The sequence below is a fragment of the Pseudomonas fluorescens NCIMB 11764 genome (assembly GCF_000293885.2).
GTDB classification, from domain to species: domain Bacteria; phylum Pseudomonadota; class Gammaproteobacteria; order Pseudomonadales; family Pseudomonadaceae; genus Aquipseudomonas; species Aquipseudomonas fluorescens_B.
In genome coordinates this window covers 6,350,683-6,372,947 of sequence record NZ_CP010945.1, presented here as the reverse complement: position 1 = coordinate 6,372,947, position 22,265 = coordinate 6,350,683, and the positions used below count along the sequence as shown (strand labels likewise).

Annotated in this window: 19 protein-coding genes, 4 tRNA genes and 1 pseudogene; 17 read left to right on the top strand and 7 right to left on the bottom strand. The window is 59.6% G+C overall.

Features of this window, described 5'->3' with window-relative positions; all coding sequences use genetic code 11:
• The first annotated feature begins 175 nt into the window (after window positions 1-175).
• The 4 genes and pseudogenes from B723_RS28960 (at window position 176) to B723_RS34230 (ending at window position 5,125) form a co-directional block, all read left to right on the top strand.
• A complete protein-coding gene (locus B723_RS28960) occupies window positions 176-937 on the top strand; it encodes an SDR family oxidoreductase (RefSeq protein ID WP_017340145.1) in 762 nt (253 codons plus the stop codon).
• A gap of 732 nt (window positions 938-1,669) precedes the next feature.
• Window positions 1,670-3,052 (top strand): PLP-dependent aminotransferase family protein, encoded by a 1,383-nt coding sequence (locus B723_RS28955; protein ID WP_017340144.1) that lies wholly within the window; start codon window positions 1,670-1,672, stop codon window positions 3,050-3,052.
• Window positions 3,053-3,160: 108 nt separating this feature from the next.
• Window positions 3,161-4,264: pseudogene (locus B723_RS34235) on the top strand (HAMP domain-containing protein); the annotation flags it as partial.
• A complete protein-coding gene (locus tag B723_RS34230; RefSeq protein WP_414885171.1) occupies window positions 4,244-5,125 on the top strand; it encodes a methyl-accepting chemotaxis protein in 882 nt (293 codons plus the stop codon). The pseudogene B723_RS34235 and the gene B723_RS34230, both read left to right, overlap by 21 nt.
• 564 nt (window positions 5,126-5,689) lie before the next feature.
• Here B723_RS34230 and B723_RS28945 read toward each other — a convergent pair.
• On the bottom strand, window positions 5,690-6,448 hold the full coding sequence (locus tag B723_RS28945) for a hypothetical protein (RefSeq protein WP_017340142.1): 759 nt from the start codon (window positions 6,446-6,448) through the stop codon (window positions 5,690-5,692).
• A gap of 393 nt (window positions 6,449-6,841) precedes the next feature.
• Here B723_RS28945 and B723_RS28940 point away from each other — a divergent pair.
• From B723_RS28940 to B723_RS28925, 4 genes are all read left to right on the top strand, one after another.
• A tRNA-Glu gene (locus B723_RS28940) sits at window positions 6,842-6,917 on the top strand.
• 4 nt (window positions 6,918-6,921) lie between these two features.
• Window positions 6,922-6,997: transfer RNA gene (locus tag B723_RS28935), tRNA-Gly, on the top strand.
• Between the two features lie 104 nt (window positions 6,998-7,101).
• Window positions 7,102-7,177, top strand: a tRNA-Glu gene (locus B723_RS28930).
• A gap of 3 nt (window positions 7,178-7,180) precedes the next feature.
• Window positions 7,181-7,256 (top strand) — tRNA-Gly (locus B723_RS28925).
• A gap of 114 nt (window positions 7,257-7,370) precedes the next feature.
• Here the strand turns inward: B723_RS28925 and B723_RS28920 are convergent.
• From B723_RS28920 to B723_RS28910, 3 genes are all read right to left on the bottom strand, one after another.
• A complete protein-coding gene (locus B723_RS28920; protein ID WP_017340140.1) occupies window positions 7,371-8,012 on the bottom strand; it encodes a LysE family translocator in 642 nt (213 codons plus the stop codon).
• A gap of 1 nt (window position 8,013) precedes the next feature.
• On the bottom strand, window positions 8,014-8,784 hold the full coding sequence (locus B723_RS28915; RefSeq protein WP_017340139.1) for a 2OG-Fe(II) oxygenase: 771 nt from the start codon (window positions 8,782-8,784) through the stop codon (window positions 8,014-8,016).
• Between the two features lie 91 nt (window positions 8,785-8,875).
• Complete coding sequence (locus B723_RS28910; RefSeq protein WP_017340138.1) at window positions 8,876-9,502, bottom strand: hypothetical protein; 627 nt, start codon at window positions 9,500-9,502, stop codon at window positions 8,876-8,878.
• A gap of 91 nt (window positions 9,503-9,593) precedes the next feature.
• Between B723_RS28910 and B723_RS28905 the strand changes: the two genes are divergently transcribed.
• Entirely contained in the window at window positions 9,594-10,592 is a 999-nt protein-coding gene (locus B723_RS28905) for a LysR family transcriptional regulator (protein ID WP_017340137.1), read from the top strand.
• A gap of 81 nt (window positions 10,593-10,673) precedes the next feature.
• Here the strand turns inward: B723_RS28905 and B723_RS28900 are convergent, their stop codons facing one another.
• Together B723_RS28900 and B723_RS28895 are read right to left on the bottom strand one after the other, a co-directional pair.
• A complete protein-coding gene (locus tag B723_RS28900; protein ID WP_017340136.1) occupies window positions 10,674-11,081 on the bottom strand; it encodes a PA2817 family protein in 408 nt (135 codons plus the stop codon).
• Window positions 11,082-11,155: 74 nt separating this feature from the next.
• Window positions 11,156-13,603: an acyl-CoA dehydrogenase gene (locus B723_RS28895; RefSeq protein WP_017340135.1), complete on the bottom strand. Its 2,448-nt coding sequence runs from the start codon at window positions 13,601-13,603 to the stop codon at window positions 11,156-11,158.
• Window positions 13,604-13,847: 244 nt separating this feature from the next.
• Here B723_RS28895 and B723_RS28890 point away from each other — a divergent pair, with 244 nt between their 5' ends.
• From B723_RS28890 to B723_RS28875, 4 genes are all read left to right on the top strand, one after another.
• Window positions 13,848-14,507 (top strand): transglutaminase-like domain-containing protein, encoded by a 660-nt coding sequence (locus B723_RS28890; protein WP_017340134.1) that lies wholly within the window; start codon window positions 13,848-13,850, stop codon window positions 14,505-14,507.
• Window positions 14,508-14,550: 43 nt separating this feature from the next.
• A complete protein-coding gene (locus B723_RS28885; protein ID WP_017340133.1) occupies window positions 14,551-15,174 on the top strand; it encodes a glutathione S-transferase family protein in 624 nt (207 codons plus the stop codon).
• Between the two features lie 133 nt (window positions 15,175-15,307).
• Window positions 15,308-16,240 (top strand): ABC transporter ATP-binding protein, encoded by a 933-nt coding sequence (locus B723_RS28880; protein WP_017340132.1) that lies wholly within the window; start codon window positions 15,308-15,310, stop codon window positions 16,238-16,240.
• Window positions 16,237-17,016, top strand: a complete 780-nt coding sequence (locus B723_RS28875) for an ABC transporter permease (protein WP_008152390.1) — start codon at window positions 16,237-16,239, stop codon at window positions 17,014-17,016. Before B723_RS28880 ends, B723_RS28875 begins: the two co-directional genes overlap by 4 nt.
• A 184-nt stretch (window positions 17,017-17,200) precedes the next feature.
• Here the strand turns inward: B723_RS28875 and B723_RS28870 are convergent, their stop codons facing one another.
• Entirely contained in the window at window positions 17,201-17,719 is a 519-nt protein-coding gene (locus tag B723_RS28870) for a DUF2062 domain-containing protein (RefSeq protein ID WP_017340131.1), read from the bottom strand.
• A 136-nt stretch (window positions 17,720-17,855) separates the two neighbouring features.
• Here B723_RS28870 and B723_RS28865 point away from each other — a divergent pair, with 136 nt between their 5' ends.
• The 4 genes from B723_RS28865 (at window position 17,856) to lpxK (ending at window position 22,253) form a co-directional block, all read left to right on the top strand.
• Window positions 17,856-20,078, top strand: a complete 2,223-nt coding sequence (locus B723_RS28865; protein WP_017340130.1) for a DNA internalization-related competence protein ComEC/Rec2 — start codon at window positions 17,856-17,858, stop codon at window positions 20,076-20,078.
• A gap of 98 nt (window positions 20,079-20,176) precedes the next feature.
• Window positions 20,177-20,815, top strand: coding sequence for a MotA/TolQ/ExbB proton channel family protein (locus tag B723_RS28860; protein ID WP_017340129.1), 639 nt, complete (start codon window positions 20,177-20,179; stop codon window positions 20,813-20,815).
• On the top strand, window positions 20,812-21,243 hold the full coding sequence (locus tag B723_RS28855) for an ExbD/TolR family protein (protein ID WP_017340128.1): 432 nt from the start codon (window positions 20,812-20,814) through the stop codon (window positions 21,241-21,243). The genes B723_RS28860 and B723_RS28855 overlap by 4 nt, the downstream gene beginning before the upstream one ends.
• The gene (gene lpxK, locus B723_RS28850) at window positions 21,243-22,253 is read left to right on the top strand and encodes a tetraacyldisaccharide 4'-kinase (protein WP_017340127.1); all 1,011 of its coding nucleotides are present in this window, start codon (window positions 21,243-21,245) and stop codon (window positions 22,251-22,253) included. The genes B723_RS28855 and lpxK overlap by 1 nt, the downstream gene beginning before the upstream one ends.
• Window positions 22,254-22,265 lie beyond the last annotated feature (12 nt).

The following is a 22,265-nucleotide window of genomic DNA, read 5'->3' as shown; positions in this document are numbered from 1 at the left end:
TGGCTGATGCGGCGAATGCACATCGATCCAGTGCAGTGATAGTCAGTGTGGCGGTTCTATCACTGCAACTCATGGGCGCCCAACCGGCCTTCTGATAGTGCTGCCGTGGCGGTAGCGCCTGTGGCTAGACTGGGCGCAAGCGAAACCCCGCATTCTTCTCTTCGAGGACAAAACAATGAGCATGACGTTTTCCGGCCAGGTCGCCGTCGTAACGGGCGCTGCCAATGGTATCGGTCGCGCGACCGCCCAGGCGTTCGCCGCCGAAGGGTTGAAAGTGGTGGTGGCCGACATGGATACGGCTGGTGGCGAGGGCACCGTGGCGCTGATTCGCACGGCAGGCGGCGAAGCGACCTTCGTGCGTTGCAACGTCACCGTGGAAAGCGATGTAAAAAATCTGATGGACGAGGTGGTGAGGTCCTACGGCCGTCTCGACTATGCCTTCAACAATGCCGGCATCGAGATTGAAAAAGGCAAACTGGCCGAAGGCACGGTCGACGAGTTCGACGCGATCATGGGCGTTAACGTCAAGGGCGTCTGGTTGTGCATGAAGTACCAGCTGCCGCTGTTGCTGGCACAAGGCGGTGGCGCAATCGTCAACACCGCTTCGGTCGCCGGCCTGGGCGCTGCGCCGAAGATGAGCATTTACGCCGCATCGAAACACGCAGTGATCGGCCTGACCAAATCGGCGGCCATCGAATACGCCAAAAAAAAAATCCGCGTGAATGCGGTGTGCCCGGCGGTCATCGACACCGACATGTTCCGCCGCGCCTATGAAGCCGACCCGAAGAAGGGCGAGTTCGCCAGCGCCATGCATCCGGTGGGTCGTATTGGCAAGGTTGAAGAGATCGCCAGTGCAGTGCTGTATCTGTGCAGCGATGGTGCTGCGTTTACGACCGGTCATTCGCTGGCAGTGGATGGGGGCGTTACCGCGTTCTGATTCGCGGCGGTTGTTGGTGGATATATCCTTTTCCGCAGTAACCGCGGCTATTGGTTGTGCCCTTACGGCAGGTCACTTGGAAACGCGCCCAGGAACCCAGCGCTCTTGCGCCTTTCGTTCGGTGCCTCGCTCTGGTCCTGCTCCGTGGGCCCGACGCCATCGGCCATCCATGGCCGGGGTGGCTACCGCCCGGCCTATTCCGCTGGCAAGCCAACTCCCACAGTGATTTTTGGCAGAAATGAAATGTGTGTTCACCGCCGATGATCTTGGTGGACTTCAGGTCGGCTACAAGGCCGCCTCGCTCTGTTTTTGATCTTGATCTGCCCCGTCGGAAGGCCGAGCGCAGGTTCTGCGCAGTGGGCAACCCGGCATGGATGCCGGGTTAGCCGCCCCCGGCCATGGATGGCCGATGGCGGCGGGCCCACGGAGCAGGACCGGAGCGAGGGCATGCCGAGCCTAGGCGAGGCACCGTACGTCAGGGGCGAGAGCGCTTGGTTACTTGGCGCTTTTCCAAGTAACCCGCCGTAAGGGCGGAACCAATAGCCGCCGTTACCGCAGCAATGGATATGTACCCCCCAACCCCAACCCAACCCCCGTTTTTTGCTCCGTGAAAGTGCCAGGCAATGTGTTTCAAATGGTTAGAACCACGAGTTTTGACGGCGTTGTCGCACAGCTCATCGAGCGCGCCTGTGATTAACTGATTCCGTCAAACGAACAGGAGTTTGCTTGCTCATGGAATTGAGAATCGATCGACAGGCCTTGGTGCCGGTCGTACAGCAAGTCGTCGACGCGTTAGCGTGCTGGCTGCGTCAGAGCGACATAGAACCGGGGACGCGTTTGCCGTCTGCACGGCAAATCGCGCGGACCAATTTACTCAGCCTGTCCAGCGTCGTTGAAGCGTGCGAGCGGCTGGTGGCTCAAGGGGTGCTGGCGTCGCGTCATGGCGCCGGATTCATTGTCGCTGCCCCCACGTTGGCCGCTGCGGATTCACCCTGGTTCGAGGGCGCGGAGTTGCAGCCATTCAACGCTGCGGGCGGGCTGAATCTGGGGGGGGGAGGGCTCCCCGAAAGCTGGCGCGAAACGGATGATCTGACTTATGCAATCCGGGAGGTCAGCCGTACCGACATGGCTGGTCTGTTCAATTACAGCTCGCCGCTGGGGCTGCTTGCGTTGCGTCAACAAATCATCAAACGCTTGAGCCCGCTGGATATCGACGCAGAAGAAAACCGGATCATGACGACAGCAGGGGCCAGTCAGGGGCTCGACCTGATCGTGCGTACCTTGCTCAAACCGGGTGATTGCGTCGTGGTCGAAAGTCCCGGTTATTCCTTGCTGTTCGAGCTGCTCAGGCTGCATGGCGTCTCGATGATCGAAGTCCCGCGCACCCCGCGCGGGCCGGACATCGAGGTGCTTGAGTCACTGCTGCTTGAGAAAAAGCCCCGTGCGTTGTTCATCAACAGCTTCTATCACAACCCTACTGGCAGCAACCTGACGCCGGTGGTGGCGCAGCGGATTCTGCATCTGGCCAAAAACCACGGCGTGCTGGTGATTGAGGACGACGTTTACGCGGATCTGCACAGTGGCCCCGGTACGCGGCTCGCCGCGCTGGATACTGATGACAACGTCATCTACGTCGGCAGCTTCTCCAAAACCCTCAGCAGTTCATTGCGGGTCGGCTTTGTAGTGGCCGGTGCCGAGGTTATTTCGCGACTGGCCGAGGTCAAGCGGATCAGCAGTCTGGGTGCTTCCGGATTTTGTGAGTCGGTACTGGCCCGCCTGCTGGCCAGCGGTGCTTACCGCAAGTTGGTGCTGCGGCTGCGGCAGCGTCTGAGACATGACCGAGAAGCCGCATTGCAGGTGCTGGAAGATGCCGAGTGGGAGGTTTTCGGCAAACCCGTCGGCGGTTTGTTCATCTGGGCGCGATCGCGCAAGTCCGACTACGCTCACGTGCGGATACAGGCACGGCGCTTCGGCGTCCTGCTGTCTTCCACGACGGCATTCAGCCCCGCCAGTGAGGCCAGTGACTGGCAGCGTATCAATGTGGCTTGCGCCTGTGATCCGCGAGCCCGGGCGTTTTTTCAGGCCACCGCTCCGGATCGACCTCAAGCGTTCTGAAAACGACGTAGGCGTAGCTTTTTGCCATTATTCCGACGCCAGAGACTTGTGTTGACACAGGCCGGTTGCGAATCTGCGTCAACAGACTATGTCAGGGGACTAAGTGCAATGATTTCGGCCGTGCAAGGACGTTTTGCCAACCTCGGTATGGCAAAAAAACTGGGTGTCGGGTTTGTGCTGGTGCTGTTGTTGACAGCCCTGGTGGCGGCCATCGGCGTATGGTCCCTGCAAACCATTAGCCATCGCTTCGACGGGCTCAAACAGATGTCGTCGCTCAACAGTGGCTTACTCAAGGTGCGCCTGCTCGAGCAGGAGTACGCCTTGCACGGCAACCCGAAAATTGTCACGGCCTTGCACGAAGGTGTCGATGGCCTGGTCGTCCTGGCGAATCAGCTGAAGGCGCAATCGCCGGCCAACGTACCCGTGATGAGCGACGTCGAACAGTCATTGGGGGCTTACCGCAAAGCGTTTGACGAATTTGTCTCGCTGAGCCAGGCCAAGGACCTTGCACTGGAAATGGCCAGTTGGTCGGTCTCCAGCGTGGCCAATAATCTTGACGTGTTGCAGGCCGGGCTCGCCGATGATGGCGCCTATGCCCTGAAGGAGTCCGAAGGCAAGGACGGTTCCCAGTTCATCGAGCAAGCCAATCAGGTCAGCCAGGTATCGCGGCTGATGCTGCAAGCCATGAACGAAGCGCGTGTGCGCCTGGACCAGAGCCGCAAGGGCGACGACAGCGCCGGGCAAGGCAAGATCGAGCAGGCCGACCAGGCGTTGACTCAGGCCGAGCAATTGAAAACCACGGTCAAGGATGAAGGCTACCTGACTGTCCTCAATGAAGTGGTTGGGCATATCGGCGGTTTCAGCGAAAAACTGGCGGAATACACCGGCCTGCTGGCTCAGGAAAAAACCGTCTACGAGCAGTTGCATCAACGCGCCGCGCAGGTCGTGGAGCGGGTGGACCAGGCCTACGTCGCCGAAGACCAGTCGATGCAGGCCGAGCTGAAAAAGAACTCATTGCTGATTATCGGTTCGTCGGCCCTGGCCTTGCTGGTCGGGCTGATCGCGGCTTGGGTGATTACCCGATTGATCGTCGGACCGCTGCGCAGTGTGATTCGCGTCGCTCAGCAAATTGCCGCGGGCGATTTGAGTGCGACGGTTGAAGTGACCCGTCGTGATGAGATCGGCCAATTGATGCAGGCCATGCAGCAGATGGGCGCGGGGCTCAGCAGTATTGTCAGCGGTCTGCAGGCGGGCATCGAGCAGTTGGCCAGTTCGGCTCAGTCGCTGTCGGCGGTGACTGAGCAGACCAATCTTGAAGTGAGCAGCCAAAAGGAAGAAACCGAGCAGGTCGCTACGGCGATGAATCAAATGACCGCTACCGTGCACGACGTTGCGCGTAACGCGGAGGAGGCTGCCCAGGCTGCGCAAACGGCGGACGGCAAGGTCGAAAGTGGCCAGGCGGTGGTGCGTCAGAGCATGGCGCGGATCGAGCAACTGGCGGACTCGGCGTCGTCGGCCAGTTCGAGCATCGAAAGTCTGAGTGCGGAAATCCAGAATATCGGCACGGTGCTCAGTGTCATCAAAAGCGTGGCCGAACAGACCAACCTGTTGGCGCTTAACGCGGCCATCGAGGCGGCGCGCGCCGGCGAGCAGGGCAGGGGGTTTGCGGTGGTTGCCGATGAAGTGCGGGCCCTGGCGAAGCGGACTCAGCAATCGACCGAGGAAATCGAGCGACTGGTCAGTGCCTTGCGCTCGGCAGCGCAGTCGTCGGTGCATCAGATTCAGAGCAGTGGCGAGTTGGTGAAGCTGGCGGTCAGTGATGCGCTACAGACCGAAAGTGCCTTGGGCAGTATTGCGGCGGCGGTGTCGTTGATTCAGCAGATGAACCAGCAGATCGCGGCGGCTGCGGAGGAGCAGAGTTCGGTGGCTGAGGAGATCAACCGCAGTGTGACCAGTATTCGGGCCAGTGCGGATCAGTCTTCCTTGGCGATGCAGGGGAATGCGGCGTCGAGTATCGAGTTGGCGCAGTTGGGGGTTGAGTTGAAGGGGATGGTCGGGCATTTCAGGCTCTGAGGCTTGAGGACTTGGCGGCCTGGTAGCCGACCAGGTTCTTGGTGGTGGTGTGCATATCCATTGCTGCGGTAACGGCGGCTGGCGGTTTCGCCCTTACGGCGACTCACTTTTGCAGACGCCCAAAAGTAAGCAAAACGCTTCGCCCCGGCGTCCGGCCCCTCGCTTAGGCTCGGCGTTCCTTCGCTCCGGTCCTGCTCCGTGGGCCCGCCGCGATCGGCCATCCATGGCCGTGCGCGGCTAACCCGGCATCCATGCCGGGTTGCCCACTGCGCAGAACCTCCGCTCAGCCTCCCGAAGGGGCGGGCAGATCAATAGCGCAAGGCGAGCTAACGCTCGGCCTCGTGGTTTGGTGGGGGTGCGCCGATCTGCTCTTGTAGGAGCTGAGTTTGCCAGCGAAGGCGGCCTGACAGCCGACCTGATTTTCGTGGGTGTCCTCGACCCTGTGGGAGCTGGCCTGCCAGCGATGGCGGCCTGACAGCCGATCATTTTTCTCGATGTAATTACCCATCAAACTCAACGCAAAAAAAACCACCTCTTCAGGTGGTTTCTTCAAAACAGTTCCGATCAGTCGTAAATCACTTTCTTCTTCCAGTCCGCATCCGCCTCGACGTCTTTGAGGCCTTCGGTCAGTTGGTTCACTTCGCCTTCAACCGGTGCAATGTTGTCCATGACTTGTGCGTTGGCACGGGCCAGGAGTTTTTCCAGGTATTCGAGCTGTTCGGCGTAGATCTGCGGTTCCTGCTGTTTACGCAGGTACTGCACGCCGCGTTCGAAGGCCAGGCGAGCCTGGCCAGGCTGGTTCTGCTGCAGGGAATGCTGGCCGAGGTTGTTGAAGAATTCGATGTGCAGCAGCACCAGGATGTGGCGAACTTCGCGGATCCAGCGTTTGGCTTCGTTGGTTGGCAGGAAGCCATCCTGTGCGGCGCGGGTGATCTGGCCGTGCAGCGCTTCGAGCAGGAAGCGTACGTCCTTCGCTTTGGCTTCGGTCTGGATCGGTGCCGGCGGGTTGTTGACCGGGATCGATTCGCCTTGGGCGACCAAGGTGGTCAGTTCACTGATTCGCACCTTGAGGTTGGCACTGGACTTTTCGAGGTTCAACAGGCGCTGGCAGACGTTCAGCTCAAGACGGGTCAGCAGCAGCTTGAGGGCCGGTGTCATCAGCTGGCCGGGAAAGGTCTCGGTGATTTCGCCGCAGCGACGCAGGCGGTCGTTGAGTTCAACCTTGGTGCGGGCCCTTTCCAGTTTATTGTTTTCCACCACATGGTTCATGTACCCAATGGCGATCAATAGTGCGATCCCGGCTACGACTAGCAGGGTGATCATGAGTGGTGTCACCGGTAAGACCTCTTTATGGGATTCGCGTGCGAGTGTAGTGGCTTGGCTTGGGGGCGCATAGGGCCGCTCGACGGGTTGGATCGAACATCCTTCAGTCTGTATCGACCGCAACGCTGCTTATATAAGTAATAGCGTGTGAGGTGCACATTGCCATCATCTGCTACGTGGGTGGACTATAACGTCTTGGCGGGTGTCAGAATATAGGCGTCAAACCCCGGGCGAGCAAAAAGCCGTATTCACCGCTCAAAGCAGGGCGAAGTCATTGATTTAAATAAATTTATATCTGGGGGTTGACGACCCTTCAATCCATCCATAGAATGCGCGCCACTTACAGCGTAAAGCACACAGCGAAACGCGGTAGGGAGTGAATGTTGTACGTGTGTCCCCTTCGTCTAGTGGCCTAGGACACCGCCCTTTCACGGCGGTAACAGGGGTTCGAGTCCCCTAGGGGACGCCAATATGCGGGAATAGCTCAGTTGGTAGAGCACGACCTTGCCAAGGTCGGGGTCGCGAGTTCGAGTCTCGTTTCCCGCTCCAATTTTAAACAGCGTTGCTTTCGGGCAGGGCTGAGTGAAACCAGAACCAAGTCTTCGGATACGGCTCTGGGCACCGAAACACACACCATGTGTTCCGGGCAGCGTGTCCCCTTCGTCTAGTGGCCTAGGACACCGCCCTTTCACGGCGGTAACAGGGGTTCGAGTCCCCTAGGGGACGCCATTTGCGGGAATAGCTCAGTTGGTAGAGCACGACCTTGCCAAGGTCGGGGTCGCGAGTTCGAGTCTCGTTTCCCGCTCCAAATTCACAAAAACGCCGCTCATTGAGCGGCGTTTTTGTTTGTGCGCGATGTGTATCCGAGCCAGAAAATAAGGCCCGCCAGTCAGACTGAGCGGGCCTTTTTCATGGGCGGTCCTTACATCGACAGAATCAGGCGCCCGGCGAACAGAATCAGAATCACCCCCATGGTCCGTTCGAACCAGTGCCCCATGCGCATGAACAGCACGCGCACCCGGACGCTGGAAAAAAACAGCGCGACGATCACAAACCACAACGCGTTCACGAAACACATCCAGACGCCGTAGAGCGCTTGAATGTTGAGCGGTGTCGTGGCACTGATGAGGGTGGTGAAGATCGCCAGGAAAAACAGCGTGGCCTTGGGATTGGTGGCATTCGTCAGGAAGCCGGTGGTGAACGCTTTCAGCAGCGTTTGCTCGACCATCGGTTCGTCTGCTTCCTTTTCACCCTCCAGCACCGATTTGGGTTGGCTGCGCAACAGGCTGACGCCGAGATACAGGATGTAGGCGCCACCCACGATCTTGGCCACCGTCAACAGCCAGGGCGTGGTGTGCATCAATGCGCCGACGCCGAGCAGGGTGTAAAGCACATGCACGGAAATGCCCGCGCCGATGCCCAGCGCCGTACAGATCCCCACCCCTCGACCGAAACGTACACTTTGGCGGATGGTGACCGCAAAGTCCGGCCCAGGTGCGACCACAGCCAGAAAATGGATAGTCGCCAGCGCCAGAAACTCGCCCAGGTAATTCGAATACTGCATCTCAACTCCAGAACGTAAGGGGTGAAGCATTGCCGCGATAGCCGACAAAGAATGAAAGACTCAAGCGCGGATCGGCCACACCCGGCGTTACCGAGTGCATGCAGCGCGAATTGAACATGATGAAGTCACCCGGCTCGGGGCAGACCTCCAGAGCTGGAGTGCCGAGTAACGCCGGATCGATGCCGTAGCTGTCGCCGCGCATTTCGTCGAACTGGTCCGGGGAAATGTCGTGGTTCCACATCTGCAGCGCGCCGCCCTCGGTGGGCATGTTCAGATAAACATTGCAGGCGAACTGCGCCTCGAGGCTTTTGGCCTGGAAACTGTCCGGGGCGTCCTTGGCGAAAATGTCGTGGTGGGCCAGAAAACACACGCCGGGTTTCACCACCCGGGACAGTCCGACATACATCTTGCGACCGTAGAGGTTTTCCAGATGCGCACCTGCCGGCCAGGACTCATCGAGCATGCAACGCAAGGTGTCGACCGGCGACGAATAGGGTGCGCATCGGTTGCGTAATTCCGCGATGTTGCGTGTGGCGCGCTCGAAATAATCCTCGATCAGCAGTGGCTGGTTTTCCGCTTCATAAAACGCCATGCCGATTCGACCGATGCTCGGCGCGTTGATATAGCCTTCAAAGCCGGGCGCGAGAATCTTGTCGCCGATCTGTATCGCCAGCGGCGGGGCCAGGAAGCCTTTGACCCGGATGGCGAGGACTTCTTCGTTGGCCAGTTTTTTTATGCACGTCTCATCGAGACGCTCGACGTCAAGCATCATGGTTCAGGTCCATCTATCGGATAGTCAACGGAACCTGCGAGTGCAGGCTCCCCGGCGCCGGGCGAGGCCGTGTCCGGCATCGCCCTGTTGCTCAATCCACGCTGTAGTGGACTGACAGCGTTCCTTTCTTCTGCGAAACAGAAGCGATCGTGACCGTGCCCAAATCCTTCAGGCTACGTACATGGGTGCCGCCACAGCCGTAGGCGGGCAGTTCACCGAAACCGATTTCCCGGGCGCCTTCGCGCAGCGATGTCAGGCGCGGCAGGTCGTGGGCGATCCACTGTTCAATACCGAACCCGACGGTTTGGGCATCGACTTCCTGTGCGGAGTCCGTCGGTTTGAACTGCACACGTCCTTCCCCCGGCCAGTGATGAGCCTTGATCGGCATCCAGCCCATGGCTTGTACGAAATGGCCGATCAAATGGCCGGCGGAATGCATTCGCGTATTGAACTGACGACGTGGCTCATCAACACGAATCTGGATCATGCCGATAGGTGCGGGACGGTCGACGAAGTGAATGATCCGGTCCGGATCCTGCACCACGCGCAACACCTGGCTGTCGCCGATCCAGCCGGTGTCAAACGGCTGCCCGCCGCCTTGAGGGTGAAACAGTGTTGCGCGCAGCTCCACGGCGAACTCGTTCTCGTGAGGCGTACATTCCAGTACTTCCACGTTGGCCTTGAGGTCATCACTATGGAAAAAGAGGCGAAGCGTCATATTCCATGCCCTCATTAAAGATTCTGTTTTTTATTATATGAAGCGTGGAATTGCGTGATAATCCGTTCAAACATCAAAGGACTGTTGCACTGTGAGCACAAATCTTCCACTGCCGTTGCTGGGTGAAATGGCGATTTTCGTCAAGGTTGTCGAGACCGGAAGCTTCTCCGAAGCAGCGCGTCAGTTGGGCTCTTCTCCGTCGGCGGTCAGTCGCAGCATTTCGCGTCTGGAAAAGGCGCTCGCCACGCGTTTGTTGCAACGCACCACGCGCAAGCTGCGGCTCAGCGACGGTGGCGAGGAAGTCTTCAAGCGCTGCCAGGAGATGGTCAGCGCGGCCAAATCGGTAATGGAAATCAGTGGTCAGTTCACCCATGAAGCGGAAGGACTGGTGCGCGTCAGCGTGCCCAAAGCCGTAGGGCGTTTCGTGATTCACCCGCATATGCCGGAGTTTCTGCGGCGTTATCCCAAAGTGGATGTGGAACTGTTGCTCGAAGACCGTCAGGTGGATTTGATCGATGACAACGTCGATCTGGCAATCCGTATTACCGACCGTCCGCCGGCTGGCCTGGTGGGGCGGCAATTGCTGACGATCGACCACCTGCTCTGCGCAACGCCGCAGTACCTGGCCGAGCACGGCACGCCGACTCATCCCCACGACTTGCTCAACCACAGCTGCATTTACCTGGGTGAAACGCCGAGTGATGCACGCTGGAAATTCAAGAAAGGCACAAAGGCTGTCACCGTCGGTGTGCGCGGGCGTTATGCCGCCAATCACACCGGCGTGCGATTGGGCGCGGTGTTGCAGCACATCGGGATTGGCAGTTTGCCGTACTTCACGGCGCGTTATGCGCTGGAGCAGGGCTTGATTGTGCAGGTGCTGCCGGACTGGACGTTTCTGGCGTCATACCACGGCGGTGCGTGGCTGCTGCATTCGCCGACACGTTATTTGCCGCCGAAGCTACGGGTGTTGATCGATTATCTGGTGGAGTGTCTGGAGAAGGAGCCGACGCTGAGCAAACCGGGCAAGCCTGGTGCGCTGGGTAAGGTTGCAGCGGAGTATGAGTTGCCGGAGAGTGATGGGTTGCTTTAAAGCAAGATCTTTTGATTTTTGTGATCTAAAAAAAGGCCCGCATGTTCAACCATGCGGGCCTTTTGCATTTCTGATCAGCAATCAGTGCTTGCTGTCATTGTTCGACATTGCCAGCAATTGCTTTTCCTGATTCCAGTCGAACGGTTCATCGTTCTGTTCCGCTTCGAAGCGACGCTCTTCCAGCGCCTGATACAAGTCGATTTCATCATCGGGCATGTAATGCAGGCAGTCACCGGCGAAGTACCACAGCAGGTCGCGCGGGACGAGGTGGGCGATTTGCGGGTAGCGGGTAATCACCTGACACAGGATGTCCTGGCCCAGGTATTGGCTTTCGATCGGGTCGACCGGCAGCAACGCACGCAGTTCGTCGAAGCGCTCCAGGAACAAGGCATGGCTTTCTTCGGGAACCTGTTCGGCCTCACCCACGGCGACCAGGATGCTGCGCAAGTGGTCAAGCAAGACGAGATGATCGGCAACGACGTTGGACACGAGATAAGTCCTCAAGAGCAAAACGGGCGCGGGAGTATAAAGCGCCCGCGCACCTTTTTACATGACTGGCTGGATCAGCGGACTTTTCCTGCCGCCAGCGTCAGCTCCTCTTTGTCGAAATCATCGACATCGATCACCTTGCGCCGCGCCACTTCCGCCTCACGCAGTTTTTGCGCCTCCACGGGTTGCAACACGCCAGCCTCCAGCGCGGCATCGATGACGTTTTCCCCGGCAACCGGTTTGACCTGACCGCTTTTGAGCGCCACATGCAGTTTTTTCTGCACGGCCTGTGCCGCGTCCAGCAGGTCGCAGGCGTGTTGCAGGGCACCCACGGCGTCATCCGCCGATTGCGGACGGAAACAACCACCGAGCAATTCTTCGAGGGTCGGATCGCCCTTGGCCCGGCCAATCACTGCGGCCACTTCGGCGCCGAGTTTGTCCGACGGCCCTTTATGGCGGCGACCGAACGGAAACACGATCACCCGCAACAGGCAGCCCAGCACCTTGTTCGGGAAATTGGTCAGCAACTCATCCAGTGCCCGTTCCGACTGACCAAGGCTTTCTTCCATGGCCCAGGTGAACAGGGGCGCCATGTGCCCGGGTGAATCAAGGTCGTGATAGCGCTTGAGTGCGGCGGAAGCGAGGTACAGGTTGCTGAGCACATCTCCCAGACGCGCCGACAGGCGTTCGCGACGTTTGAGTTCACCGCCGAGCAACATCATGCTCAAGTCGGCGAGCATGGCAAACGCAGCGGCCTGCCGGTTGAGCGCACGGAAGTAACCCTGGCTGAGCTTGTCTCCCGGAGCATGTTCGAAGTGACCGAAACCCAGGTTCAGCACCAGCGTGCTGGCCGCATTGCTCACGGCAAAACCGATGTGCTGGAGCAGCAGGCCATCGAACTCGATGAGGGCTTGATCCTTGTCTTCACGCCCGGCAAGGGCCATTTCTTTCAGGACGAAGGGATGGCAACGAATCGCGCCCTGGCCGAAGATCATCAGGTTGCGCGAGAGGATGTTCGCGCCTTCCACGGTGATGAAGATCGGCGCGCCATTCCAGCTGCGGCCAAGGTAATTGTTTGGCCCCATGATGATCGCCTTGCCGCCATGAACGTCCATGGCGTGGCTGATGCATTCGCGGCCGCGCTCGGTGAGGTGGTATTTGAGAATCGCCGACAACACCGACGGTTTCTCGCCCAGGTCCACCGCGTTGGCGGTGAGCATCCGCGCCGCGTCCATCATCCAGGCATTGCCGCCGATGCGCGCCATGGCTTCCTGAATACCCTCGAACGCCGACAATGGCACATTGAACTGCTCACGAATCTGCGCGTACTGACCGGTCACCAGGCTGGTGAACTTCGCCGCGCCGGTGCCGACGGCGGGCAACGAAATCGAGCGCCCGATCGACAGGCAGTTCATCAGCATCATCCAGCCTTTGCCAAGCATCTCCTGGCCACCGATGAGGAAATCCAGCGGAATGAACACGTCCTTGCCGGAATTCGGGCCGTTCATGAAGGCTGCGCCCAGTGGCAAGTGACGACGGCCGATTTCAACACCGGCGGTATCGGTCGGAACCAGCGCCAGGCTGATGCCCAGGTCTTCTTCATCGCCCAGCAGGTGATCCGGGTCGTACGCCTTGAATGCCAGGCCGAGGAGGGTGGCCACGGGGCCGAGGGTGATGTAACGCTTTTCCCAGTTCAGGCGCAGACCGAGGGTTTCCTTGCCTTCCCATTCGCCTTTGCAGATCACTCCGGTGTCGGGCATCGAACCGGCATCGGAGCCGGCCAGTGGCCCGGTCAATGCGAAGCACGGAATGTCATCGCCGCGTGCCAGACGTGGCAGGTAATGGTTGCGTTGTTCGTCGGTACCGTAATGCAGCAACAGCTCGGCCGGGCCGAGGGAGTTGGGGACCATCACGGTGGACGCAAGGTCACCGCTGCGGGTGGCCAGTTTCATGGCCACCTGGGAGTGTGCGTAGGCAGAAAAACCCTTGCCGCCGTATTCCTTGGGAATGATCAGGGCGAAGAAACCGTTTTCCTTGATGTGGGCCCAGGCTTCGGCAGGCAGGTCCATGTCTTGCCCGATCTGCCAGTCGCTGACCATCGCGCAGAGTTCATCGGTCGGGCCATCGATGAAGGCCTGTTCCTCTTCAGTCAATTGAGCTTTTGGATAGGACAGCAGTTTGTCCCAGTCCGGCCGGCCGCTGAACAGCTCGCCGTCCCACCAGACCGTGCCGGCGTCGATGGCATCGCGCTCGGTTTCCGACATCGGCGGCAGGGTTTTCTCGAACCAGCTGAACAGCGGCGCGCTGAAGTATTTACGGCGCAGGTCGGGCAGCAACAAGGGCACCGCGACAGCCGCTATCAACACCCACAGCACCAGCAGTAACCAGCCTGGCGCGCGGCTGAAGGCGCCCATCGCCACCATATAAACGGCGACGATGCACAGGGCGGGCAGCGGGGCGATACGGCGGTGGGCTAAATACGCAATCCCGACAACCAGAACCAGTATCCACAACAGCAGCATATTTAATCCTCCGTGAAACAAGGGCAAAAACAACCTTCAGAGCTTAGACGGCATCCGCAAAACAGGGTGGTCAGAGCGATGTGATTGAAATCTTGGGAAACTTCGATGAGCTTTGCAGGACCGGTTGGTACCGGTCCGGATCGTTCGTTGGGCGGGCGGCTAAGCGTCCATGTTTGGCCGAAACGTCGTTATCTCTGTGCTGAACCTGTCGTTAGACTCGTGGCTTCCCCAGGAGATTGTTCTCATGCACGAGTATCTGCGTCCCGGCCGCTTCATCGATAGTGACCACCTGTCGGTGGTGGAGTTCGCCGAAAAACATCGTGGCAGTCACCGCGACCCCCTCGAGCAGGCGATCAATCTTTATTACGCGGTGCGCGAGGCCGTACGTTACAACCCCTATACGTTCAGCCGCGATCCAGACACCTTGCGTGGCAGTTATGCGCTGGAGGCCGGTGAAAGTTATTGCGTGCCCAAAGCCACGCTGCTGGCCGGTGCGGCCCGGCACTGCGGGATTCCCGCGCGGATCGGTCTGGCAGATGTGCGCAATCATTTGTCGACCCCGCGTTTGCTGGAATTGCTCAAGAGCGACGTGTTCGCCATGCATGGTTATACAGAGTTGTACCTGAACGATCGCTGGGTCAAAGCTACGCCGGCGTTCAACCAGAAGCTCTGCGAACTGTTCAACGTGGCGCCGCTGGAATTCGACGGGATCAACGACAGTGTTTTCCACCCCTTCAATCGCGACGGCGAGCAATTGATGGAATACCTGATCGATCACGGCCAGTTCACCGACGTGCCGGAAACGTTCTTTTTCGAGCACCTGGAAAAGTGCTACCCGCATCTGTTCAGCGAACAGCTGCCGCCGCTGCTGGGTGACATGCAGAGCGATTTGAGTCGCGCCTGATCCGGCGTATGCTGCCTGCGCATTCATCCATAAAGAGGCGGTCATGCTGAAAATCTGGGGTCGGAAAAATTCGTCGAATGTCAGAAAACCTTTGTGGGCCGCCGAGGAACTGGGCCTGGCCTATGAGGCCATCGATGCGGGCGGCGCCTTTGGGGTCGTCGACACGCCGGAGTACCGCGCGATGAACCCCAATGGCCGTGTGCCGGTCATCGAGGACGACGGTTTTGTGCTGTGGGAATCCAACGCCATCGTTCGTTACCTGATGGCTCTGCACGCCAGCGGCACTGCCTGGTACCCGGAAAATCTTCAAGCCCGCGCTACAGCTGACAAATGGATGGACTGGACCACTTCAAGTTTTTCCGGCCCGTTTCGTACTGTGTTCTGGGGTGTCTTGCGCACGCCGGAAGACCAGCAGGACTGGCCGTCAATCAACGCCGCTATCAAAGAGTGCGAAGGTTTGCTGGCGATGGCCGATCAGGCACTGGCGGCCAAACCGTACTTGTCAGGCGATGAAATCGGCATGGGCGACATTCCTCTCGGCAGCTTCATTTATGCCTGGTTCGAGATGCCGATCGAGCGTGCGTCACAGCCTCATCTGGAGGCCTGGTATGCGCGACTGAAGCAGCGTCCGGCGTACAGGAAAGCCGTCATGACCGCGTTGACTTAATACTCACTATCGACACGCTTGACTGTACTTGTGTGGCGGTGACAAGCACCATTGCGCTCATGCGCCGCGGTTGCATTGTTCGCCGCCCGCCCTTATTGATCCCTTTCTTCCCTTCTTGGTGCATAAATCCGATATGAGTTCCGCTCTGTCCATCCGGCAGCTAACCAAAACCTACGGCAACGGTTTCCAGGCCCTGAGTGGTATCGATCTGGACGTCGCCGAAGGTGACTTTTTCGCTTTGCTTGGCCCGAACGGCGCCGGCAAATCCACGACCATCGGCATTCTTTCGACCCTGGTGAACAAGACCAGCGGCACGGTGAACGTCTTCGGTCACGACCTGGACAAAGAGCCGGCGGCGCTCAAGCGTTGCATTGGCGTGGTGCCCCAGGAATTCAACTTCAACCAGTTCGAAAAAACGTTCGACATCGTCGTGACCCAGGCGGGTTACTACGGCATCCCGCCGAAAATCGCCAAGGAACGCGCCGAACAGTACCTGACCCAGCTCGGGCTGTGGGACAAGCGCGATGTGCCATCGCGTTCGCTGTCCGGTGGCATGAAGCGTCGACTGATGATCGCCCGCGCGCTGGTTCACGAACCGCGCCTGCTGATCCTCGACGAACCGACGGCGGGGGTGGATATCGAACTGCGTCGTTCGATGTGGACGTTCCTGACAGAGCTGAACCAGAAGGGCATCACCATCATCCTCACCACGCACTATCTGGAAGAGGCTGAGCAGTTGTGCCGCAATATCGGCATCATCGATCACGGCACCATCGTCGAGAACACCAGCATGAAACAGCTGCTCGGCCAGTTGCATGTGGAAACCTTCCTGCTCGACACGAAAAACACATTGAGCGTTGCGCCGCAGTTGCTGGGTTACCCGACCCGGTTGCTCGACGCTCATACCCTTGAGGTCCAGGTCGACAAGTCCATGGGCATCACCGCGCTGTTCACTCAACTGGCGCAGCAGAACATCGAAGTGTTGAGCCTGCGTAACAAAACCAATCGCCTCGAGGAGTTGTTCGTGTCCCTGGTGGAGAAAAATCTGTCGAAGGTGGCGGTATGAGTTCGGAGCTGCAACCCAACCTCGTCGCGCTCAATACCATCGTTTACCGTGAGGTCAAACGCTTCACCCGGATCTGGCCGCAGACGCTGCTGCCGCCGGCGATCACGATGGTTTTGTACTTCGTGATCTTCGGTAACCTGATTGGCCGTCAGATCGGTGACATGGGTGGTTTCACCTACATGGAATACATCGTGCCAGGGCTGATCATGATGTCGGTGATCACCAACTCCTATGGCAACGTGGTGTCGAGTTTCTTCGGCAGCAAGTTCCAGCGTTCCATCGAAGAGTTGATGGTGTCGCCGGTGTCGCCGCATACGATCCTGATCGGCTATACCCTGGGTGGCGTGCTGCGCGGGTTGATGGTCGGGCTGATCGTGACGCTGTTGTCGCTGTTCTTCACTCAGTTGCAGGTGCATCACCTGGGCGTGACCATTCTGGTGGTGGTGCTGACGGCAACGATCTTCTCTCTCCTGGGGTTCATCAATGCGGTGTTTGCGCGCAATTTTGATGATATTTCGATCATCCCGACGTTTGTGCTGACGCCGCTGACTTACCTGGGCGGGGTGTTTTACTCGATCTCGTTGTTGCCGCCGTTCTGGCAGACGGTGTCGTTGGCGAATCCGGTGCTGCATATGGTCAATGCGTTCCGCTACGGGATTCTTGGGGTTTCGGATATCCGGATCAGTGTGGCGATCACGTTCATGCTGGTGGCGACGGTGGTGCTGTATATCGGGTGTGCGCGATTGTTGGTGAGTGGGCGGGGGATGCGTACTTAAGCGTACATATCCGTTGCTGCGGTAACGGCTGATTACGGTTTCGCCCTTACGGCGAGTCACTTGGCGCTTTTCCAAGTAACCCGCCGTAAAGGCGGAACCAATAGCAGCCATTACCGAAGAAACGGATATGTACCCCAAGCCAGTCCACCAACAAAGGCCTCCCAACACGGAGGCCTTTTAACATTCATTGCATCCGCTTTTTCTTCCGCCGAGCCCACTGCCGACCCACCCACCACCGCCAATACATCATCACCAGGCAATAGGCGAGGGCGCCCAATACCAGCCCCACCACCACCGAACCCAGCAAAAACGGTTGCCAGAGCGTAGAGAGTTCGCCGCTGATCCATTCCCAGGTCAACTCATCCGGCAAATGACGAGCCGGCACATCCATCAGCCACGCCCCAGTCTGATAGGTACAAAAGAACACCGCTGGCATGGTAATCGGGTTAGTCAGCCACACCAGACTGACAGCAATCGGCATGTTGCCCCGCACGACGATGGCGAGGACGGCCGCCACCAGCATCTGCAATGGAATGGGCAGGAACGCCGCGAACAAACCCACCGCCATGGCCCGCGCGACCGAGTGACGGTTGAGGTGCCAGAGGTTCGGGTCATGCAGCAGAGTGCCGAGAAAGCGTAAGGATTTGTGTTCCCTGATGCTGGTCGGGTCTGGCATGTAACGTTTGAATAAGCGCCGGGGCATAGGGCTTCTCGGTCGGTTAAGGCGGCAAGTATGTCTGGATTCTATGAGCCGCCCATTCAGACTTTGTGACAATTAATAACGATGCGCGTGCCATGAGCCGGCTATGCCTAGGGTGTGGACTCTCAAGGACGGGCTTATGCGCACAGGGATGATGGCGCTGGCGTTGGGTCTGCTGGCCCTGCGTTTTTTGCCGGTGTTACCGCCGGTCTGGTTATGGCTGGTGTTGCCTGTAGTGGGATTGATGGTGCTTCCGTTCCGGACGTATCCAGTGGCGTTTTTCCTGTTCGGCTTCAGTTGGGCGGGCGCGAATGCGCAGTGGGCGCTGGATGATCGACTGTCGGCGAATCTCGATGGCGAAACCCGTTGGGTCGAAGGCTGGGTGACGGGATTACCGCAGAATAATGAAGGTGTTGTGCGTTTCGAGTTGGTGGACGCCCGGTCGCGACAGGCAAAAGTGCCTTCACTGATGCGCCTGGCCTGGTACGACGGATCACCGGTCAACAGTGGCGAACGCTGGCGGCTGGCGGTGAAATTGAAGCGTCCTGCCGGGCTGCTCAATCCCCATGCCTTCGATTACGACGCCTGGCTTCTGGCGCAACGCATCGGTGCAACCGGGACCGTCAAGGATGGCCAGCGTCTTGCCGAAGCCCGGTGGGCCTGGCGTGACGGCATCCGCCAACGCTTGCAAGCCGTGGACGCTCAGGGGCGAACCGGTGCACTGACGGCGCTGGTGCTGGGGGATGGCGCCGGGCTTGGTCGCGAGGATTGGCAGGTGTTGCAAGACACCGGCACCGTGCATCTGCTGGTGATTTCCGGGCAGCACGTCGGTCTACTGGCAGGCGTGGTGTATCTGCTGATCGCCGGGCTGGCTCGCTACGGTATGTGGCCGAATCGCTTGCCGTGGCTGCCATGGGCGTGCGGACTGGCATTCGTCGCTGCCCTTGGTTACGGACTGCTGGCAGGATTCGAAGTACCGGTGCGGCGAGCCTGCGTAATGATCGGGCTGGTGCTGTTGTGGCGCCTTCGATTTCGCCACCTCGGTGCCTGGTGGCCGTTGTTGCTGGCGCTCAACGCGGTGTTGTTGCTGGATCCGCTGGTGAGTCTGCAACCGGGTTTCTGGTTGTCCTTCGCGGCGGTGGCGGTGTTGATCTTCACCTTCGGCGGGCGCCTAGGCCCTTGGCGGTGGTGGCAAACCTGGACCCGTGCCCAATGGCTGATCGCAATCGGCCTGGGCCCGCTGCTGCTGGTGCTGGGACTGCCGATCAGTCTCAGCGGGCCGGTCGCCAATCTGCTTGCAGTGCCCTGGATCAGTTTGCTGGTCTTGCCGCCGGCGTTGCTGGGGACCCTGTTGTTACCGCTGCCTTATGTGGGCGAGGGGTTGCTGTGGCTGGCGGGCGGGTTGATCGACTGGCTGTTCAAGGGCCTTGGGCTGATGGCTGGCCAATTGCCCGCGTGGGTGCCCGTGGCAATTCCATTGGGGACATGGGCATTGGGCACCCTTGGCGCGTTTCTGTTGTTGATGCCGCGTGGCGTACCGCTGCGCCCGCTGGGTTGGCCGCTGTTGCTGTTGCTGGTTTTGCCACCCCGGCCACTGTTGCCAGAGGGGATCGCCGAAGTCTGGCAACTGGATGTCGGTCAGGGGTTGGCTATCCTGGTGCGGACTCGCCATCACACGCTGTTGTATGACACCGGCCCGCGCTTCGGCGACTTCGACCTCGGCGAGCGAGTGGTGCTGCCCACCTTGCACAAACTGGGCGTGGACGGACTCGACGTGATGTTGCTTAGCCACGCCGATGCCGATCACGCCGGCGGTGCGCGAGCGGTTGCCCTGGGCTTGCCGGTGACGCGAGTGCTCAGCGGCGACCCCGTGGCCTTGCCCGTCGAATTGCACGCCGAGGCCTGCGAGAGTGGCCGGCAATGGACGTGGGACGACGTGAGGTTTCAGCTCTGGCAATGGCCTTCTGCCTCGGACAGCAATCAAAAATCCTGTGTCCTGCAGATCGAAGCCAATGGCGAACGCATGCTGCTGACGGGGGATATCGACAGCGCCGCCGAACGGGCCCTGCTTGACAGTCCGCTGGCCGTGCCCACCGACTGGTTGCAGGCGCCGCACCATGGCAGCCGCAGTTCGTCGTCGATGGCGCTGCTTGCCGCGTTGCAGCCCAAAGCGGTGCTGATCTCGCGCGGCAACGGCAATTCCTTCGGTCATCCGCATCCTACGGTCATGGCCCGTTATAAAAAACGCGGCATGGCGATCCATGACAGCGCCGAGCAAGGCGCCATTCGTCTGCACCTCGGACGCTTCACGCCAGCATGGACAATGCGTCAGGAACGGCGTTTCTGGCGCTCCCTGCCATAACCGCACGTTATTAAAGCCCGACCGGATGCGACATCACGGTCTTCGGTGCGCCACCCCCCTATGTTAGAGTGGCGCACTTTTTCGAGGGGACTGTCACTGTGTGGGAATTGGTCAAATCCGGCGGCTGGATGATGCTGCCGATCATTCTGAGTTCCATCGCGGCCATGGCGATCGTCGCCGAGCGTCTGTGGACCCTGCGTGCCAGCCGTGTGACCCCGGAGCATCTGCTCGGGCAGGTCTGGGTGTGGATCAAGGACAAGCAACTCAATAAAGAAAAACTCAAGGAACTGCGTGCCAACTCGCCGCTGGGCGAGATTCTGGCGGCGGGCCTGGCCAACTCCAAACATGGTCGCGAGATCATGAAAGAGTGCATCGAAGAAGCCGCTGCGCGGGTGATTCACGAGCTCGAGCGCTACATCAACGCCCTCGGCACCATCGCCGCGATGGCGCCGTTGCTCGGGCTGTTGGGCACGGTGTTGGGCATGATCGATATTTTCAGCGCGTTCATGGGCACGGGCATGGGCACCAACGCTGCGGTGCTGGCCGGTGGTATTTCCAAGGCCTTGATCACCACGGCCGCAGGCCTGATGGTCGGTATCCCGGCGGTATTCTTCCACCGTTTCCTGCAACGCCGCATCGATGAGCTGGTGGTGGGCATGGAGCAGGAAGCGATCAAGTTGGTCGAGGTGGTGCAGGGTGATCGTGACGTGGACCTGGCTGAGGGCAAAAGAGCGTGAAATTCCGCCGCAAACCGCGGGAAACGGTCGACATCAACCTCGCGTCGCTCATCGACGTGGTGTTTATCCTGCTGCTGTTTTTCGTCGTGACCACCACTTTCACCCGTGAAACCCAGTTGCGCGTCGATCTGCCGGAAGCGGTCAGCGGTTCGCCTGCCGAAGACCAGCAGGTCAAACACCTGGATGTCGCCATCAATGCCGAAGGCGTGTTCTCGGTGAACAATCAGTTGTTGCCGAAAAATGATCTGGCGACCCTGATGGACGCTTTGCAGAAAGAATCCAACGGTGACACCAACCTGCCACTGTCGATCAGTGCGGACGGCAAGACCCAGCATCAATCGGTCATCATCGCCATGGACGCCGCCGGCAAACTCGGTTTCAGTCACCTGCGCATGACCACAGTCGAGGCGGCGCCGCCCGCGCCCTGATGGCCATGTCCGATCGCTTGCTCGCCGCGTGGTACGCCGGTCATCCGGCCCTGAAGCTGTTGCAGCCATTGGAGTGGCTGTATCGCCGCGTGGTCATGAACAAGCGCAAACGCTTTCTCGCGGGTGAGGGCGAAATTTATCAGCCGCCGGTGCCGTTGATCGTGGTCGGCAACATCACCGTGGGCGGTACAGGCAAGACCCCACTGATTCTGTGGATGATTCAGCATTGCCAGCGCAGCGGTTTGCGGGTCGGCGTGGTCAGTCGTGGTTATGGCGCCAAACCGCCACACCTGCCGTGGCGTGTCGAGGCCGAACAAAGCGCCGATGTGGCAGGCGATGAACCGCTGTTGATCGTCCAGCGCACCGGCGTTCCGTTGATGATCGACCCGGATCGCAGCAGCGCGGTCAAAGCGCTGCTGGCGAGCGAGCCGCTGGACCTGATTCTGTCTGATGACGGCATGCAGCATTACCGGCTGGCGCGGGACCTTGAACTGGTGTTGATCGACGCCGCCCGTGGCCTGGGCAACAAACGTTGCCTGCCCGCCGGGCCGTTGCGTGAGCCGGTCGAGCGCCTGCAAAGCGTTGACGCCTTGCTGTACAACGGCGCCTCCGATGATCGCCCGGACGGTTTTGCCTTTCAGTTGCAGCCCACCGAACTGGTCAATCTGCGCAGCGGCGAACGGTGCGCCCTCGATCACTTTCCCGCAGGCCAGGCGCTGCACGCCGTGGCCGGGATCGGCAATCCGCAGCGTTTCTTCACGACCCTCGAAACGCTACACTGGCAGCCAGTCCCGCATGCATTTGCCGACCACGCCGAGTACAGCGTGCAGGCCTTGAATTTCACACCGTCATTGCCGTTGGTGATGACCGAAAAGGACGCGGTGAAGTGCCGTGCCTTCGCCGCCGCCGATTGGTGGTACCTGGCGGTCGATGCTGCGCCATCGCCGGCCTTCGTGGCCTGGTTCGATACGCAGCTGATGCGCCTGTTGCCGGCTCGTCTTTTGCCTTAAACCGTTTTTTTC

Coding starts and splice junctions, on each gene's coding strand:
- B723_RS28960 (WP_017340145.1), top strand. CDS start 176: ATGAGCATGACGTTTTCCGGCCAGGTCGCCGTCGTAACGGGCGCTGCC.
- B723_RS28955 (WP_017340144.1), top strand. CDS start 1,670: ATGGAATTGAGAATCGATCGACAGGCCTTGGTGCCGGTCGTACAGCAA.
- B723_RS34230 (WP_414885171.1), top strand. CDS start 4,244: ATGCAGGCCATGCAGCAGATGGGCGCGGGGCTCAGCAGTATTGTCAGC.
- B723_RS28945 (WP_017340142.1), bottom strand. CDS start 6,448: ATGATCACCCTGCTAGTCGTAGCCGGGATCGCACTATTGATCGCCATT.
- B723_RS28920 (WP_017340140.1), bottom strand. CDS start 8,012: ATGCAGTATTCGAATTACCTGGGCGAGTTTCTGGCGCTGGCGACTATC.
- B723_RS28915 (WP_017340139.1), bottom strand. CDS start 8,784: ATGATGCTTGACGTCGAGCGTCTCGATGAGACGTGCATAAAAAAACTG.
- B723_RS28910 (WP_017340138.1), bottom strand. CDS start 9,502: ATGACGCTTCGCCTCTTTTTCCATAGTGATGACCTCAAGGCCAACGTG.
- B723_RS28895 (WP_017340135.1), bottom strand. CDS start 13,603: ATGCTGCTGTTGTGGATACTGGTTCTGGTTGTCGGGATTGCGTATTTA.
- B723_RS28890 (WP_017340134.1), top strand. CDS start 13,848: ATGCACGAGTATCTGCGTCCCGGCCGCTTCATCGATAGTGACCACCTG.
- B723_RS28885 (WP_017340133.1), top strand. CDS start 14,551: ATGCTGAAAATCTGGGGTCGGAAAAATTCGTCGAATGTCAGAAAACCT.
- B723_RS28880 (WP_017340132.1), top strand. CDS start 15,308: ATGAGTTCCGCTCTGTCCATCCGGCAGCTAACCAAAACCTACGGCAAC.
- B723_RS28875 (WP_008152390.1), top strand. CDS start 16,237: ATGAGTTCGGAGCTGCAACCCAACCTCGTCGCGCTCAATACCATCGTT.
- B723_RS28870 (WP_017340131.1), bottom strand. CDS start 17,719: ATGCCCCGGCGCTTATTCAAACGTTACATGCCAGACCCGACCAGCATC.
- B723_RS28865 (WP_017340130.1), top strand. CDS start 17,856: ATGCGCACAGGGATGATGGCGCTGGCGTTGGGTCTGCTGGCCCTGCGT.
- lpxK (WP_017340127.1), top strand. CDS start 21,243: ATGGCCATGTCCGATCGCTTGCTCGCCGCGTGGTACGCCGGTCATCCG.